Raw genomic sequence first — 16,896 nt, forward strand, 5'->3', positions numbered from 1 at the left:
CACTATTCTTAAATAAGATTAGTGTTACTTATAAAACCCCATCTGCTTTAGTATAAATTTTCAGACAAAATTCCTAAGTTATTATAGCAAAAGCTTAAATATATATGAAATAGATTTTTCCTTTAGTTACTTATTTTTACATAGATTTTATCAATACAAAGTAAAATCCACTTATAAATCTACATAAAAAATTCCCTCAAATATAAATTTGAAGGAATTAAAACATAGTTTAATATTTAATCATAAATTTCTACTTCCCTCTTTTCTCTCAAGGCTTTCAAAACCTTATCGGGAGTTGCAGGAAGTGATTTTAATCTTATTCCAGTAGCATCATATATTGCATTTAGTATTGCAGGAGCAACAGGAACTATAACAGGTTCTCCAATACCCTTGGCACCAAATGGTGCAGAGGTTTCAGGATCTTCAATTATAAACTTTTCTATTTCAGGCATATCCATTGATGTTGGTATTATATATTTGCTATACTTGTTATTTGCTATTCTTCCTTTATTGACACCAAGGTCCTCATAAAGTGCATAACCGAGTCCCATAGCAAATCCGCCATCTATCTGTCCTTCAACAAGAGCTGGATTTATTGCCCTTCCAACATCTTGAGCACACCATGCCTTTGTACACTTAACTCTTCCTGTAAGTGTATCAACTTCAACTTCTACACCATATGAGTTAAAGGTATATGGCCAGTAGGGAGCTCCATATCCATTATCATCAAGCTTTACAGTCTGAGCTGTAAAGGAATCACGAACTCTAAGACTTCTTCCTTCTTCAGCTAGACTCGCTGCTATTTGAGCTAAAGTAACCTTCTTTGTTGGAAGTATTTCAAGGTAAACTTCACCATTTTCCACCTTAAATTTATGAGCAGAATTAAGCTTTTCAAACTCAGGAAGTGGTTTATTTATAAGGCGTATAGCTTCCTTAATAAGCTCACTTTTGAATTTTTCACTTGCAAGCTTTACCGCATTACCAGTATTGTATGTTTGTCTTGTTGCAGCTGCGGTTCCTGAATCCTCACACTCATCTGAGTCCTCTGAATATATTTTTATATCATATGCACTCATTCCTAAAACCTCTGCAACTATCTGTGGCATAATTGTTCTTGCACCTTGTCCAACCTCTGCAGCACCTACTCTAAGAAGTACGCCTCCACATTTTAGAAGCTCAACATCAGCTACTGATACATCGGGAAAGCCATTTCCATAACCTGTCCCATACCAACAAGCAGCTATTCCTCTTCCCTTTTTAATATATCCATTTTCACTTTTATCAAAAGAATCTCCATTATCTAAGTTCATAGCTTTTTCCACAGTATTAAGGCATCTGTCAAGTGGACAGCTTTCTGTAATAACCTGTCCATTTGCAGTCTCACTTCCTACTTTGTATATATTTTTCATTCTTATTTCAAACTTATCCATTCCTAGCTTTTCAGCTAACATATCCATTAATGTTTCATGTACCATTGGAACCTGTGTTGCACCAAATCCCCTTAATGCTCCTGTAAATGGACTGTTAGTATAAACAGCATACCCATCTACTTTAACGTTTGGAATTTGGTAAGGTCCTGTTATATGGATACAGGCCTTTCTAGTAACATTTATTGCCCATGATGCATAGGCTCCAGAATCAGAATAAATCTCAGCTTCAAATGCAATAAGTTTTCCATCCTTATCTGCACCCATCTTAGCTTTCATTGTCATTGGATGTCTTTTGGAGTGTGCATAAAATGATTCTTCTCTAGTATAGGTTGCCTTTACAGGACGTTTAAGCTTTAAGGCCGCTAAGGCCAGATGAATCTGAAGGGTAATATCCTCTCTTGCTCCAAAGGCACCACCAACTACAGGGTTTAATATTCTAATCCTTTCCTCATCTATGTTGAGGGCATCTGCAAGCTCTATTCTGTCAAAATGCATGTATTGTGTTGAAGCTGTCATAACAAGTTTATCATCCTCATCAATATATGCTATTCCACTTTCTGGTTGAAGAAAAGCAGCATCTACAAATGGAGAGTAGAACTCCCCCTCAGCAACCTCGGCACAGTTTCTCCAAATTGATTCAGATTCAGAGTCCCCTTTTCTACATTTATATCTAAATATTAGATTAGGATATGGATAATTTTCTGGCTTTTCGTAAACCTCTTCCTTATCATCGTTATAGAAGAAAAATCTATCTGAATACTCGTTAACTATAGGAGCATCCGGCTTTAAGGCTTCCCTTGGGTCAAATACCCCAGGAATCTCTTTGTAGGTTACCTCTACAAGCTTTACCCCTTCTCTAGCCTGACTTTCTGTCTTTGCAACAACAAAAGCCACTGGGTCACCTATTCTTCTAACCTTTGTACTGCAAAACACGTTGTGATCCTTATATAAAACCCCATGTGAGTTATGACCTGGAACATCCTCTGCAGTTAATACATCTATAACACCAGGTGCCGCCTTTGCCTTACTTGTATCTATACTTAAAATCTCTGCATGGGCATATGGTGAACGAACAGTTGCGCCATATGCCATGTTATCTATGGAAATATCATCTGGATAAATGGCTCTTCCTGTAAGCTTTGCAAATCCATCGCGTCTTATAATTCTTTGTCCTAACTGCTTGAAATCCGCCACTATATCTCATCCTTTCCTGAATATGATTCCTTGGCACTTTTAATTGCTTTAAACATCTTATCATAGCCTGTACATCTACATAGGTTTCCTGAAATACACTCCTTTATTTCTTCTTCAGAGGGGTCTTTATTGCTGTCTAGAAGGGCCTTTGCTGATAGAACCATTCCCGGAATACAAAATCCACACTGCACTGCTCCATTATCAAGAAAGGCCTTTTGAACTGGGTGAAGAACACCATCCCTCTCTAGTCCCTCAATAGTCTCAACATTTTTTTCATGACACTGCATAGCAAGCATTAAACATGAGTCAACAGCTATACCATTAACTATTACTGTACAAGCTCCACACTCACCTTCTCCACAGCCTTCCTTTGTTCCAGTTAGTCCAAGATTATTCCTTATGAAGTCTAGGAGTCTAGTATCAGGTTTTATCTGTTTTTCATAGTAAACTCCATTAACATTTATTTTTAAATCAAACATTTTCTAAGCCCTCCTGAGAATTAATCTGACTAAGTGCTTTTGTAAGTGTCTTTATAATAACTCCCTTTACTGCTTCCTTCTTAAACTCTAAGCTACTTCTTCCCTTTAGTCTTTCTGAAACTATAAATGAGAAGTGTTTTGCAGCTTCATTTATTGTATCTTCGTTTAAAGTCTTTCCAATAAGGAATTTGCTCATCTTATCTTCAAAAGTAGGAAGAATTCCAATTGACCCTGATGCAACTCTAGCTTCAGTTATTATACTGCCTTCTACATTTAGACAAACCGCTGAACTTATTCTTGAAATTGCAAGGGCATTTCTTAGTCCAAGCTTATCGAAGGCGATTATTCTTGATCCCTTTCCTTGCATTGGAATAATAAACTCTTTTATTACAGAACCCTTTGGAAGTGCCGTATTCCCTTTTCCTATAAAGAAATCAGAAATATCTACTGCTACATCTCCTGATAGTGAACTAATTATAAGCTTTGCTCCAAGTGCTATAAGGGGAGGTACAGAGTCAGCAGCAGGTGATCCATTTGCTGTATTTCCTCCAAGTGTACCCATATTCCTTATTTGTACAGCACCAACCATACTGCAAGCTTCCCAAAATCCTGGAAGGGCCTTTTTGATTTCTTCTGACTTTACTATCTCAGAGAAGGTAACTGAAGCCCCAAGTGTAATTGCTTCTGATGTAATGCTTATTCCTTTCATTTCATTCACATCAGAAACATCTACAAGGATAGAGTGCAGGAGCGTGCCTTCCCTAAGCTTAATCATTAGATCCGTACCTCCAGCAATTACAGTAGACTCCTCTATATTTTCGTTAAGTGCATCGATTACTTCTTTTATTGTATAGGCCTTAATGACTTTTTTTACCCCCACATCTAATCCTTCTTTCCATAATCTTTTATTTTGGCTCGGAAATTAATTTTCCAGCTACATAACGCCTTATGATATTTCTGTCATCACCACAGTATATAAACCTTTGAAGCCTCTCCTCTATACTTCTGAAATCTTTATCTCCTAGGCTTTCATCATTTATTACAAGGGCATCCATAGTGTATCCTTTTTCAAAGGATCCAACTTTTTCAAAGAATTCTCCACCAGCCTTTGTTCCCATATAAAATGCTTCCGAGGTAGTTAGGCACTTTTCACTTTTTCCGTTATAAAACCAATTCATCTTTGAGGCTTCAATAGCCTGGCTCATTACCTTGTATATTCCTACTTGATGGCCTGCACCTACATCTGTTCCAAGTGCTACCTTAACTCCAGCATCCAAAAATCTTCTTACTGGCATTATCCCTGATGACAGGTTATAGTTTGCATTTGGACAGTGTGCAGAAATAGTGCCTCTTTTAGATAGGAGTTTTATTTCCTCATCTGTATTATGAACAGTATGTGCCATTACTGTTCTATCATTTAAAAGTCCCATTCCATCATAAATTGCTGCATATGAGTTGAACTCTGGATGAAGACTCTTAACCCATTCAACCTCTCCTTCATTTTCAGAAAGATGACTCTGAACCTTAATATTATATTTATCTGAAAGCTCTGCTAGTCCCTTCATAAGCTTTTCACTACATGTAGGTACAAACCTTGGTGTTATTATTGGCTTTACAAGCTCATACTTATCCTTTGTCTCTAGTATCCACTCCTCAGTTTTTTCAAGTGATTCATCTGTATCCTCAATATAAAAGTCTGGTGAATTTCTATCCATATTAACCTTTCCAACATAGGCTCCAATACCAGCCTTATCTAATACATCCATTAGAATCTTAGTTCCATTTTTGTGGATTGTAGAGAAAAGTACAGCTCGTGTTGTCCCATTTTTCCATAGGGCCTTAGCTACATTTGTATAAAGCCTTTTTGCATATTCTTCATTGTCATACTTTGCTTCCTCAGGAAAAGTATATTTCTCAAGCCATGGAAGCAATTCCTCATCGAGGCCAAGTCCGATATTTTGAAACTGAGGTGCATGAAAGTGCATATCTACAAAACCTGGAATTATAAGTGAATCACCAAAATCCTCAACCTCAACATCCTTAAGTTCCTCCGGAAGATGCTTATATACTCCACTAACCTTTCCATCTATCTCAACAAGATAACTATTTTCATACACCTCGAACTTTTCAGGGACAACGGTGTAAATTATATTTCCTTTTAATATTTTCAAAGGTACCACCCCATTTATTTTATAAATCTTTATAACTTCTCTTAATCCTACAGCTTATTTAACTAAATTTATCTTATTCCTAAATGTATTATGAATACCACTGCAAGTACATACATAAGAGGTTTTATTTCTTTTGATTTTCCTAAAATAAGCTTAACAAGTACATATGATATAAATCCAAATGCCATTCCTTCAACTATACTTGCAGTTAGAGGCATAAGAACTATTGTAAGAAACGCTGGAAGACCGTTTGTAAAATCATTAAAGTCAATATGAACAACCTCACCAATCATTAGGGCTCCAAGGACTATAAGTACTGGAGCTGTAGCGGCTCCTGGTACAAGTCCCGCAAGTGGAGTTAGGAATAATGCAGCTAGAAATAAAGCTCCAGTTACTACAGATGTAAGTCCTGTTTTACCACCCTCTGCAACACCTGATGCACTTTCAAGGTATGACGTTACTGTACAAGCACCAAATAACCCACCTATCATTGCAGCAAATGATCCTGCAACAAGCCCCTTATTAATTCCTGGAAGATTTCCATTCTCATCTAAAAGCCCAGCTTTACCTGAAACAGCAATTAGTGTTCCAATATTATCGAAAAGATCTACTATTGTTATTGTAAAGATTATTGAAAGTAGTCCATACCCTATAGCTGCCATAATATCAAGCTTTCCAAATGTGTCAGTTGGGAATGCAGGGATAAATGATACAAAGTCATTAATACTTGTAGGTACCTTAGTAACCCCCATAATCATTCCAATAATAGTGGTTGCAAATATTCCAATAAGGAAAGCACCTTTAACCTTTCTTGCCATAAGTAGACAAATTATAATAAGTCCAATTACAGCTAGCAGTGTTGCAGGGTTTTTTAAATTTCCAAGTGTTATAAGTGTTGATGGAGAATCAGCAACGATTCCAGAACTTTTTAAACCGATGAATGATATGAATAGACCAATACCAACTCCGATTGCAGATTTTAAAACCTTTGGTATAGATTCTATAATTGATTTAGTAACATTAGTTACTGCAAGTATTAGGAATACAACTCCTGAAACAAAAACTGCACCAAGGGCTGTTTGCCAATTAAGACCCATAGTTCCAACCATTACAAAGGCAAATACAGCACCAAGGCCAAGACCTGGTCCCATGGCTATGGGAAGATTTGCATAAAGTCCAACAAGTAAAGTAGCAACTGCAGTAGATAGTATGGTTGCAGCAGTGGCGCTTGAAAGCGGCATACCCGCTGCGCTTAAGAATTGACCTGGAATAAGAAATATTATATAGGACATTGCTATAAAAGTCGTAAGACCTGCTAAAAATTCTGTCTTAACATTAGTTTTTCTTTCACTTAACTTAAAGTACCTGTCTACAAAACTGACATTACCTTTTCCATTATTTTTCCCTAAACCTTCCATAAATTTCCCTCCTATAATTTTATTTTCCAATTCTAAAGTCTGAACCTTTTAGACCTTTCCTCTTTTGACAAGGCTTGATTATTATGTAGTTAGCTTAATGAACTAAAAAGCGGGCCCCTAAACATAACCACTACAGAATAATTCAAAGCCAGTAACTATAAGCTTCAAATTATTCTTGTAGCCGGTTTATTTACGGTACCCGCTAGAAACTCTTAGACCATATTACTAAGTATATACAAGAATCCTATTTGATTTAACTTTATTATTTAGTTTTATTATATATTCAGAATATTCCGACGTCAATAGGTATTTGATTAAATTTAAATCTTTTTATAAATTCTATTTTATATTGTTAATTATCCCTATGACTCTATATAATTAATTATTCTTATAGCTTACTTTTTCGGATTATAACCTAAAACATATAATTTTATACAGTGTATCTTATTTTATGTGTTATATAGCCTTAAAGAGCAACTCCCCTCAAACTTATAGTTCAAGGGAAGATAAAATCTACTTCATTTACTTAAAAGATCTCTAATTTAACATAACCTTCATTTCGTTTTCTCTTCATAACTTTAGTATTTAACTTTAACTCTGCAAAATCTACAGAGAATTTACCTTTATTTAAGCATTTTCTTAAATCAAAGTCGTATTTATTTTCGAAGTTTTGTTCTATAAATACTGAAAACTTCAATTCATTTATATCATATATAGTACTCCAAGCAGTTAGGCTTTCTTGTTTTACCATAGATAATATATCTATACACTCTACCTCTTTTATAACTTTATTTTTCTCTAAAAAGTCTTTAACCTTATTATAGCGAATACATTCTATTTTACTTTCAACAGATCTATTAGTTAGGATTCTATATTCTTCACTATTAAGGTTTATAATCTCCTCAAAAACATTCTCTTCATATATTCCTATATTATTCCCAGTATCTGCAAAGAAATAATGTACCTTTGGCCAACCATATTTTATTCTATAGTCTATAGTAAAACTTTTAACTATATGCATTGCCTCGGATACATTTGAAGCCCTTTCCAGTATAAACCTTACCATACTTAGGCTATTTATCTTAAGTGGAGTTAATTCCCTATCTTCCTCTCCCATTGTTGGAAGAGCTATCGTAGATACAAAAAGTCCTTTTTCATTCATTCCTTCATAGGCTCTGTCACTTCCCATTTGTTCAAAAAAGCAGCATCCTATAGTATTAACTCCATAACTTCTATAGGATGGAACAAAACATATATTTCCACCATATTGAACCCAGTCAAAACTTTTCCCTATAATTAATTTTTCATCTTGAAGTTTCCCAAATACAGTACACATAGCTATCCCCTTTTAACTTAGTTTTCATAAATCACTTTAACTGCTCTATCTATATGGTTTAATTATAATATCCAAGAAAGAAAAGTTCACCTTATTTAATTTTGAAACATATATTATAATTATTATGCTTATAATATTGGAGGTTTTATGGTATGTGTACCGCCATTACATTACAATCTACACAAAGGGAGAACTTCTTTGGAAGAACCATTGATTTTTCCTATCCCATTGAGCCTGGGCTTTACGTAATTCCGAAAAATTACGAATGGTATAGCCTTGCAACAATGAAAAAATACATTGATTACTATAGTTTTATTTGTATCGGTCAAGAAACCGATGGTATGTTAGGTTTTTTTGATGGTGTAAATGAACGAGGTTTTGCTGCTGCAGCCTTATATTTTGCAGGTTATGCCTATTATGATTTACCGATAAAGGATAAAGAGCCTATTGCTTCTTTAGATTTTCTACATTATATTTTAGGACGTTGTGATTCCATAGATGATTTAAAGCCTTTATTAGAAAAAATCCGTATTGTCGGTCTACCAGATCCAGTTACACAAACAGCCGCCCCACTGCATTGGATTGCTACTGATAGAAGTGGCAAATGTGTTGTTATTGAGCAAACGAAGACAGGGCTTAAGATAATTAATAATCCAATAGGAGTCATGGCAAATAGTCCTGATTTTCACTGGCATATGACCAATCTAAGGAATTATATGAATGCATCAATTACGCAACAAAAGGAAGTTCATTGGGGAAATGTATCATTAACTCCTTTCGGTCAAGGTTCAGGAACTCTACCTCTCCCTGGAGGCTTCACATCTCCTGAGCGTTTCGTTCGTACAGCATTTCTAAAAACACATACGCAAGTTCCAAAAAACCGACTCGAAGCAACTATGGCATTTTTTCATATTATGAATAGTGTTTCTATTCCTAAGGGTATTGTTCTAACTGATAAAGGAACCTATGACTACACGAAATATACTGCTTTTATGAACACTAATACATGTGAATATTACTTTAAAACCTATGAGAATAATCAAATCGTAAGGGCAAGTCTTTGGGACTATTATGTACCTAGTAGGCAGCCAACCTTTCTAGGAAAAATTGTCCGTCCTATGTCATTTGAAGGTTGTTAATTGTCTTTATAATTTTATGTGATTCAAGAGTTCTGTTTATAACTTACAAACATATATCCTCTAGGTGGAAATAACATATCTATAGAATAAACTAATGATATAAGGAGAAAATACTATGTAGAATACTTAGAAAAAGGTGGTATCATAATAAATGATAAAATTGGTACTAATAAGACATGGTCAAAGTATATGGAACTTAGAAAATAGATTTACAGGTTGGACAGACGTAGATTTAACTGATTCTGGATTAGAAGAGGCAAGGAATGCTGGAATAATATTAAGAAAGAATGGTTACGAATTTGATATAGCATTTACATCTGTTTTAAAAAGAGCCATAAGAACATTATGGATAGTACTCCGCTCAATGGATCTCATGTGGATACCAATTTATAAAACATGGAGACTTAACGAAAGGCACTATGGTGCGCTGCAAGGTTTAAATAAATCAGAAACCGCAGCTAAGTATGGTGATGAACAGGTTCACATATGGAGAAGGTCTGTTGATGTACGCCCACCAGCCTTAGAGAAAAGTGATAGTAGGTATGAAGCTAATAATCCAAAGTACAGAGAACTTAATGAAGATGAATTCCCACTAACAGAAAATCTTGATGACACTGAAAAGAGAGTTCTTAAATACTGGCATGAATCTATAGTTCCTTTAATTAAGGCTAATAAAAAAGTAATTATTTCAGCTCATGGTAATACAATTAGAGCACTGGTAAGATATTTAGATAGTGTACCTAGTGATGGTATTGCAGATTTAAATATCCCTACAGGAATTCCTTTAGTGTACGAATTAAATGATGACCTAAGTCCAATCAGGCATTATTATCTTGGACTTGAGGGAGAAATCCCAGCTGAAAGTATACCACGAAATATTATTAAATAATTCAAGAGTTCCCTCAAACCTACAATTTGAGGGAACTTAAAACCTCTTTAACTTAAAACCTGAATGTGGTTTACTAAAGGATCAATAGTGCCTTGTAACTCGCAATTTTCACTTTTTAAAATATTAATGTAATCTATGATTTCTTTAGTCATTATCTCACCTTCACAAATTACTGGTATTCCAGGAGGATATGCCATAACCATCTCACCTACTATCCTACCTACTGATTCTTTAAGAGATAGTAATTCTTTTTCTGAATAAAATGCTTCTCTAGGGGATACTAAACTTTTTGAATAATTAGGTATTGAATTTATAACATTATACTCCCTTATTTCACATTTTGAGGATATATCTTTTAGACTATTTATTAATAATTTTAAATCTTCAAATCTATCTCCTATACTTACTAAAGCAAGTATATTATTAATATCAGCTAATTCAATCTGTATATTATATTCTTTTCTTAATAATGCTTCTATTTCGTATCCCGTAAATCCAAGTCTTCTGACATTAATTCCTAGCTTAGTTTCATCAAAATCGAAGCAACCTGGACTACCAACTAGCTCTTTTCCAAATCCATATATGCCGTCAATCTCATTTATTTCATTACGTGCCCATCTTACCATATCTAATGTTTTTTGCAATAAATCATTTCCTCTAAGTGCCATGTGCTTTCTAGCAATGTCCAAGGAACATAATAACAAATAAGAAGCACTCGATGTAAAGATTATATCTAAAACCTTTTTAACTCTTTCTAAGGAAATTCTATCATTTGCTACTAATAAAGCAGAGCTTTGTGTCAAGGAACCTCCAGTTTTGTGCATGCTCATTGCACACATATCTGCTCCTTGTTCCATTGCTGTTGATGGTAAATCTTTGTGAAAATACATGTGAGCTCCATGTGCCTCATCTACTAGTACTGACATATTGTATTTATGAGCTAATTCTGCAATAGTTTTTATATCAGATGTAAAGCCATAATAAGTAGGATTAATCAAAAAAATCGCTTTAGCATTAGGATGAGTTGCTATAGCCTCTTTCATTTTTTCTACACTAACACCATTAGCGATTCCTAATTCCTTATTTATCTCTGGTTCCACATAAATAGGTACCGCTCCACTTAATATAATCCCACTTATTGCGGATCTATGAGCATTTCTAGGTAATATTATTTCATCTCCTGGATTACAGGTACTCATAATCATTACTTCTATACCAGAAGTAGTACCATTTACTAGAAAGAAGGCTTCCTTAGCATTAAATGCCTTTGCAAATAATTTTTCCGCATCTAAAATTACACCTTTAGGATTGTTAAAAAAGTCTAAATCCTTCATACCATTTAAATCCATTTTCAATACTTGTTCACCTATAAAATCTGTGAGTTCCGGTATACCTCTACCATGTTTATGTCCAGGAACATGAAAAGGGATTACTTCATCCTGTATATAGCTTTTAACTGCATCAAATAAAGGTGTTGAATCTTGATCTATCTCTTTCAAATATATAATCACCTTTCTTATATAATCTAGTTTTTACTTAAAAACTTTGCTTCATTTTATAATATGAAGCAAGTATTAAAAATTGAATATGCCTCTCTTTTCCTTACATAGTTATATTATTAGAAAAACAGAAGATATATTCTAAGAAATTTATTTGTTTCTTTGTATTATATAAGGCATAGGTTTATAGTAGCTAATCCCTAGATTCTTAGTTTTAGTAGTTCCATCAGGTTTAGTAATTTTCACCCATGATTTTACCGACGCCCCTTCTACTCCTTCAAGAATAACCTTTTCCTCACCCTTCTTTAAACTTGGGCTATTTTTATAATATTTAGGTGCCTTAGTTGTACTCAATACTTCATGATTCCACTCTACCTTTGGCGGCTCTTCTTTTCCATAAAGTGCAATATATAGTCTATTTTCTATACCTTCTGCCCAGATAAGTACTGGAGAGTCCGTATTATTCCTAAATTTAAAATCCTTTGCACCATAGCATACTGTTGCATCCTGCCCATTAGGTACATAGGGCACAGGCATAGAGTGATTATATCTTTCTACTATTTGTAAATTACTAAGCACCGAAACATTATACAAAGTGGAAGCAATTTTACATACTCCACCACCTACTGTTGTTGCTAGTTTAGATCCAATGTAAGTAGGGCCAGCCTTATATCCTTTTGATTTAAGGTATGGTCCAGCCTTTTTATTTTGGGAAAATACTTGGTTAGGTTCAAGAACAGTTCCTTTAATAAAGCTTGCAGCTAACTGAACATTAAATTCTTCACCTGGTAATGGATCATCTAATACAGCACAATATGCTGCCATTAAAACATTTGTATTATTTTCCTTCTGTGCCTCTAAAAATTTATCATTGTTCGCCCAGGGTAAATTACTAACTACACCTGAAACATTAGGTGTATCTACATTAATTGCTTCTGATTTTTTATCTGAATCTTGATAATTAATCTTAGCGTCAATGTGCTCTTCTTTAGTATAATATTTTATCTTTTCCACACCATTTGGTACCAGTAACAATGCGGCAGTTACTATAATGGCTATCAAAATAACATATAACTTTCTTTTCATGCTTATTCTCCTCATTAGATCCAAATTATTTAAGTTTGTTATGCTATATAGTTTTTGATATTACCTAAAAAAAATACATATCAATATTCTAATTTCAATACATAATAAGCGAATCTTAGAATACTTATAAAATTAGATATTAAGTATTTTTACTATAACTAAAAGGAGAAAAATAAAAATGGTATTTTGGATTGCAATATTTGCTATGGTATGTTGGGGAATAGCGCCAATCTTTGCAAAAATGGGATTAAGTAATCTTGATCCTCTAACTGGACTTATTCTAAGAACATTTATATCTTTCTTTCTTATGCTTGGTTTTATGGGGTTTAGAGGATTTGTAAGTTGTGATAAAATCTTAAATCAAATTATAAATATTCCTATTAAAGTATGGTTTCTAATTGCTATTGAAGCTTTACTAGCTACTTTAGTTGGTGACCTGGCTTATTATGCTGCAATTAAAAAAGGAAATGTTTCTGTGGTTACAGTTATAATGTCTAGTTCTCCTTTAGTTACTATGTTAGTATCCACAATTTTTTTAGGTGAACAAATAACTTTTACTCAAATCATAGGTGTTGTATTTGTGATAGCAGGAATACTTTTCATTGTTTAATCAAGTATAAATAAATATAAAAATACATAAAAAAGGGTTAAATTTCTTTAACCCTTTGATACTAACCTATTTCTTTTTAAGTAAACAAACTGTCTCTACATGTGCTGTATATGGGAACATATCAACGCATTGAACCTTCTCTACCTTGTATCCTCTTTCTTGAAGTACTACAAGGTCACGTGCTAGGGAAGTTGGTTTACATGAAACATATACGATTTCCTTGCACTTAAAGTTAATAATTTTGTGTATTGCCTTTGGATGTATTCCCTCCCTAGGTGGGTCAAGTATTATTACGTCTGGTTTATTACCCTTTAGATTTTCTATTTCCTTTAACACATCTCCAGCTATAAAGTGGCAGTTATCAAGTCCATTAAGCTTTGCATTTTCCTTAGCTGCTTCAACTGCTTCCTCTACTATTTCTATACCTGTTACCTTAGATGCTACAGGTGCCATTATTTGTGCTATTGTTCCTGTACCAGAATAAAGGTCAAATATTTCCTTCCCCTTTATATCTCCAGCAAAGTCACGTACTACAGAGTATAGAACCTCTGCACCCTTTGAATTTGTTTGGAAAAATGAAAATGGAGATATTTTAAAGTTAAGTCCAAGTAAGCTCTCTGTTATGCTATCTGTTCCATATAGTAATCTTGTTTCATCACTTTTAACAACATCTGATAGTGTATCATTAAGAGTATGAAGTATTCCATTAATCTTTCCATCTAGTTTAAGTGATGTTAGTGATTCAACAAGTGGAGTTAAGTCAACTTCATTTTGTGTAGTTGAAACAAAATTAACAAGCATTTCACCTGTAGCATGTGCTTTTCTAACAACTAAATGCCTTAAATACCCTTCGTGATTTCTTGTTTTATAAAATGTTACTCCCTTACCTTTAAAGAAATCTAAAGTAGCAAGTAAAACCTTCTTAAAGTCCTCATCTATTATTTGGCATCCATTAACCGTAACAACTTCATAGAAGCTTCCCTTTTTATGCATTCCAAGGGCAAGCTCTCCATCCCTTTCTATATCTCCAAATGAAAACTCCATTTTATTTCTGTAGTTAATTGGAGATGGGCTTTCTACTATAGGAAGAAACTCATAATCCTCTACAACTTCATCTATAATTTCCTTAACCTGTGACTCCTTAAGCTTTAATTGACTTTCGTAGCTAAGATTCTGATATGCACATCCTCCACAAGCTCCAAAATGTTCGCATTGCTTTTCTATTTCTAGTGGAGATGGCTCTATTATCTCTAGAACTTTTCCTTCTATTTTATCTGACCTTTTCTTAGATATTCTTATTTTTACCTTTTGTCCCTTAAGGGCACCTTTTATTTTTACTTTGCTATCATCAACATAAGCTACTCCTATATTTGGGAAAAGCATATGATCTATATATACTTCAAGTTCATCATTTTTCTTTACCATAAATACACTCCTACATATTATATTGTAAAGGGTAACCCCTTTTATATAATCTTAAAATTAATTCATTTAAGATTATATCATGTAAACTAAAACTTTTGTACCAGTTTATAGGTAGTCTTAAAAGTATAACCTAGGAAATAATCATCTCCTAGGTTACATCTGAAAATTCAATATCTGCCATATCTTTATTTGATATAAGTGATCTACTTTCTGACTCATCCTCAGCATCAATAACTCTAACTGGAAGAATTACACTGAAGGTTGATCCTTCTCCATATATACTTTCAACAGTTATATCTCCATCTAACATCTCAACTAGAGATTTAACAAGAGATAGTCCAATTCCACTTCCCTCAAAACTTCTTGTAAGAGATTTATTAACCTGTCTAAATCTCTCAAACACTACGCTTAGCTTATCCTTAGGTATACCTATACCATTATCTTCTACGTCTATTTGTACTTTATCATTTAGATTCTTGATATCTACGAATATCTCTCCACCCTCCATACTGAACTTTACAGCATTAGAAAGGAGGTTTAACATTATTCTCTCTATTTTATCCTCATCAAATGCCATTATTATTTCCTCTGTATCTGTATCAAAGGTTACATTTATATTTTTAGCGTCTGCATACTCTATAATTGCTGTTACCGTACTTTCAATAGTATCTATAATGTTGCCATTTTTCATATTTAAACTTACATATCCAGAATCTATTTTAGTTATATCAATAAGATTATTAACCAATCTTAACAATCTCAAACTGTTATGCTTTATGCCCTCTATATTTTTATTTATATCACATTTCAACGTACAGTTATCTTTACTTGATGTCTTAGATTGCATAAGCTGAAGTGATGCAAGTATAACATTTAAAGGGGTTCTTAGTTCATGTGATATATTTGCAAAGAATTCAGTTTTTACCTTATCATATTCAATTGCTTCAAAAAGCCTTTTCCTCTCGCTTATATCAGTTACTATACTTAATATGCTCTCTTCACCTTCATATGTCATAAAAGATCCTCTTACTTCAACATCAACTATACTTCCATCAAGTCTTGTAATCTTTTTCTCATATGCTATTTTACCACTTATATATTCAGACCTTTCACTTTCAACATAGGACATATCCCCTATGAATTCCTCCATATTTCGTCCAATGATTTCTGCCTTTGTGTTAGCCCCAACAAGCCTCCTACCTTCATCATTAACAAATAAAATAGTATTATCTGCTCTATGTGAAAATATTGCATCTGGACATGCCTCTATAAATCTTCTGTATCTTTCCTCATTAGATGCAATTGCTTTATTAACTTCCTCAAGTTCTCTTGTTCTCTCTGTTATCTTCTTCTTAAGACTCTTATTAATAAGTAATATTCCCACGACCACAACGCTAACTATAGAAGTGAAAATAATACCTCCACTTATTATATTTCTCCACATGCCATCGGGATAAGCAACAGGATCTCCAAACCATTTTTTGTCAATTTCTTTGTATATTCCCTTATCTTTTATTTTTTCAAGTCCTATATTAAAATCCTTAATTATATTACTTTTCCCATTAGTTGTAACAAGGGTATACTCTATATCTAATAATGTTTCACCTGTAATTTTTATCTTATTAAGTTTATTTTCCTTTTGTATATAGTATAGTCCGACGGTTTTATTACCAATAAATGCATCTACCTCTCCGTTTAATAGAAGCTCTAATGCACCTTTTTGAGTTGGCATAGTACGCAAATCTATCCCTTTTACTCCACTTACTATTTCACCACATACATCGCCTTTTTGTATAGAAACTCTTTTTCCCTTTAAGTCCTCTATACTACTTATGTAGGCAGTATCCTTTAGTGTAAATATGACCTGTTGATTAATGGTATATGGAGTGCTAAATAGAAGATTTTGTCCTCTATGTTTAGTTTTGTTGATTCCTTGAATAGCATCTATTTTCCCACTTTCTAGATTCTCAATAGCCTTTCCCCAGGTAAGAGGCTTAAACTCTACATCATAGCCTATTTCCCTTGCAACAGCTTTAACAATATCTATATTAAAGCCTTTATATACACCATTTGTATCTATAAACTCATAGGGTGGATAATCAAAGTCTCCTCCTATTCTTATAACCTTTTTATTTCTCTGAGCTCCATAAACAGTAGGATCTACCAATAAAAATATTATTAATAAAGATATAAGTCCAAAAACCTTCTTTTTCATTATAA

Annotated in this window: 13 protein-coding genes and 1 riboswitch; of the genes, 3 read left to right on the top strand and 10 right to left on the bottom strand. The window is 33.7% G+C overall.

Annotated elements, in window-relative coordinates; all coding sequences use genetic code 11:
* Window positions 1-236: 236 nt before the first annotated feature.
* The 6 genes from CLCY_RS13475 to CLCY_RS06145 all read right to left on the bottom strand — a co-directional run bounded on the left by CLCY_RS13475 (window position 237) and on the right by CLCY_RS06145 (window position 8,028).
* On the bottom strand, window positions 237-2,624 hold the full coding sequence (locus tag CLCY_RS13475; protein WP_082141735.1) for a xanthine dehydrogenase family protein molybdopterin-binding subunit: 2,388 nt from the start codon (window positions 2,622-2,624) through the stop codon (window positions 237-239).
* Window positions 2,624-3,103: a (2Fe-2S)-binding protein gene (locus CLCY_RS06125; protein ID WP_048570239.1), complete on the bottom strand. Its 480-nt coding sequence runs from the start codon at window positions 3,101-3,103 to the stop codon at window positions 2,624-2,626. The genes CLCY_RS13475 and CLCY_RS06125 overlap by 1 nt, the downstream gene beginning before the upstream one ends.
* A complete protein-coding gene (locus CLCY_RS06130; RefSeq protein ID WP_048570240.1) occupies window positions 3,096-3,983 on the bottom strand; it encodes an FAD binding domain-containing protein in 888 nt (295 codons plus the stop codon). Before CLCY_RS06130 ends, CLCY_RS06125 begins: the two co-directional genes overlap by 8 nt.
* 25 nt (window positions 3,984-4,008) lie before the next feature.
* Window positions 4,009-5,283 (bottom strand): guanine deaminase, encoded by a 1,275-nt coding sequence (guaD, locus tag CLCY_RS06135; RefSeq protein WP_048570241.1) that lies wholly within the window; start codon window positions 5,281-5,283, stop codon window positions 4,009-4,011.
* A gap of 59 nt (window positions 5,284-5,342) precedes the next feature.
* The gene (locus CLCY_RS06140) at window positions 5,343-6,692 is read right to left on the bottom strand and encodes an NCS2 family permease (protein ID WP_048570242.1); all 1,350 of its coding nucleotides are present in this window, start codon (window positions 6,690-6,692) and stop codon (window positions 5,343-5,345) included.
* Between the two features lie 158 nt (window positions 6,693-6,850).
* Window positions 6,851-6,951: riboswitch (purine riboswitch) on the bottom strand.
* 267 nt (window positions 6,952-7,218) lie between these two features.
* A complete protein-coding gene (locus CLCY_RS06145; RefSeq protein ID WP_048570243.1) occupies window positions 7,219-8,028 on the bottom strand; it encodes a linear amide C-N hydrolase in 810 nt (269 codons plus the stop codon).
* 152 nt (window positions 8,029-8,180) lie between these two features.
* On the opposite strand from CLCY_RS06145, the gene CLCY_RS06150 reads away from it, so the two are divergent.
* Together CLCY_RS06150 and gpmA are read left to right on the top strand one after the other, a co-directional pair.
* Window positions 8,181-9,167, top strand: coding sequence for a choloylglycine hydrolase family protein (locus tag CLCY_RS06150; RefSeq protein WP_048570244.1), 987 nt, complete (start codon window positions 8,181-8,183; stop codon window positions 9,165-9,167).
* A gap of 151 nt (window positions 9,168-9,318) precedes the next feature.
* A complete protein-coding gene (gpmA, locus tag CLCY_RS06155; protein WP_048570245.1) occupies window positions 9,319-10,056 on the top strand; it encodes a 2,3-diphosphoglycerate-dependent phosphoglycerate mutase in 738 nt (245 codons plus the stop codon).
* Between the two features lie 47 nt (window positions 10,057-10,103).
* Here gpmA and CLCY_RS06160 read toward each other — a convergent pair whose 3' ends face one another.
* Together CLCY_RS06160 and CLCY_RS06165 are read right to left on the bottom strand one after the other, a co-directional pair.
* A complete protein-coding gene (locus CLCY_RS06160) occupies window positions 10,104-11,555 on the bottom strand; it encodes an aminotransferase class I/II-fold pyridoxal phosphate-dependent enzyme (protein WP_048570246.1) in 1,452 nt (483 codons plus the stop codon).
* 150 nt (window positions 11,556-11,705) lie between these two features.
* Window positions 11,706-12,641 (bottom strand): VanW family protein, encoded by a 936-nt coding sequence (locus CLCY_RS06165; RefSeq protein WP_048570247.1) that lies wholly within the window; start codon window positions 12,639-12,641, stop codon window positions 11,706-11,708.
* Between the two features lie 178 nt (window positions 12,642-12,819).
* Here CLCY_RS06165 and CLCY_RS06170 point away from each other — a divergent pair, with 178 nt between their 5' ends.
* Window positions 12,820-13,251, top strand: a complete 432-nt coding sequence (locus tag CLCY_RS06170; RefSeq protein ID WP_048570248.1) for an EamA family transporter — start codon at window positions 12,820-12,822, stop codon at window positions 13,249-13,251.
* 66 nt (window positions 13,252-13,317) lie between these two features.
* On the opposite strand, the gene rlmD is transcribed toward CLCY_RS06170, so the two are convergent.
* Together rlmD and CLCY_RS06180 are read right to left on the bottom strand one after the other, a co-directional pair.
* A complete protein-coding gene (gene rlmD / locus CLCY_RS06175; RefSeq protein ID WP_048570249.1) occupies window positions 13,318-14,676 on the bottom strand; it encodes a 23S rRNA (uracil(1939)-C(5))-methyltransferase RlmD in 1,359 nt (452 codons plus the stop codon).
* A 148-nt stretch (window positions 14,677-14,824) separates the two neighbouring features.
* On the bottom strand, window positions 14,825-16,891 hold the full coding sequence (locus CLCY_RS06180) for a transporter substrate-binding domain-containing protein (RefSeq protein WP_048570250.1): 2,067 nt from the start codon (window positions 16,889-16,891) through the stop codon (window positions 14,825-14,827).
* Between the last annotated feature and the right edge of the window lie 5 nt (window positions 16,892-16,896).

The sequence above is a fragment of the Clostridium cylindrosporum DSM 605 genome (assembly GCF_001047375.1).
Lineage (GTDB): Bacteria > Bacillota > Clostridia > Clostridiales > Caloramatoraceae > Clostridium_AB > Clostridium_AB cylindrosporum.

What these genes read in the sequence shown, in the direction of transcription:
- CLCY_RS06125 (WP_048570239.1), bottom strand. Translation starts at nt 3,103, where the DNA reads ATGTTTGATTTAAAAATAAATGTTAATGGAGTTTACTATGAAAAACAG.
- CLCY_RS06140 (WP_048570242.1), bottom strand. Translation starts at nt 6,692, where the DNA reads ATGGAAGGTTTAGGGAAAAATAATGGAAAAGGTAATGTCAGTTTTGTA.
- CLCY_RS06145 (WP_048570243.1), bottom strand. Translation starts at nt 8,028, where the DNA reads ATGTGTACTGTATTTGGGAAACTTCAAGATGAAAAATTAATTATAGGG.
- CLCY_RS06150 (WP_048570244.1), top strand. Translation starts at nt 8,181, where the DNA reads ATGTGTACCGCCATTACATTACAATCTACACAAAGGGAGAACTTCTTT.
- gpmA (WP_048570245.1), top strand. Translation starts at nt 9,319, where the DNA reads ATGATAAAATTGGTACTAATAAGACATGGTCAAAGTATATGGAACTTA.
- CLCY_RS06165 (WP_048570247.1), bottom strand. Translation starts at nt 12,641, where the DNA reads ATGAAAAGAAAGTTATATGTTATTTTGATAGCCATTATAGTAACTGCC.
- CLCY_RS06170 (WP_048570248.1), top strand. Translation starts at nt 12,820, where the DNA reads ATGGTATTTTGGATTGCAATATTTGCTATGGTATGTTGGGGAATAGCG.
- rlmD (WP_048570249.1), bottom strand. Translation starts at nt 14,676, where the DNA reads ATGGTAAAGAAAAATGATGAACTTGAAGTATATATAGATCATATGCTT.
- CLCY_RS06180 (WP_048570250.1), bottom strand. Translation starts at nt 16,891, where the DNA reads ATGAAAAAGAAGGTTTTTGGACTTATATCTTTATTAATAATATTTTTA.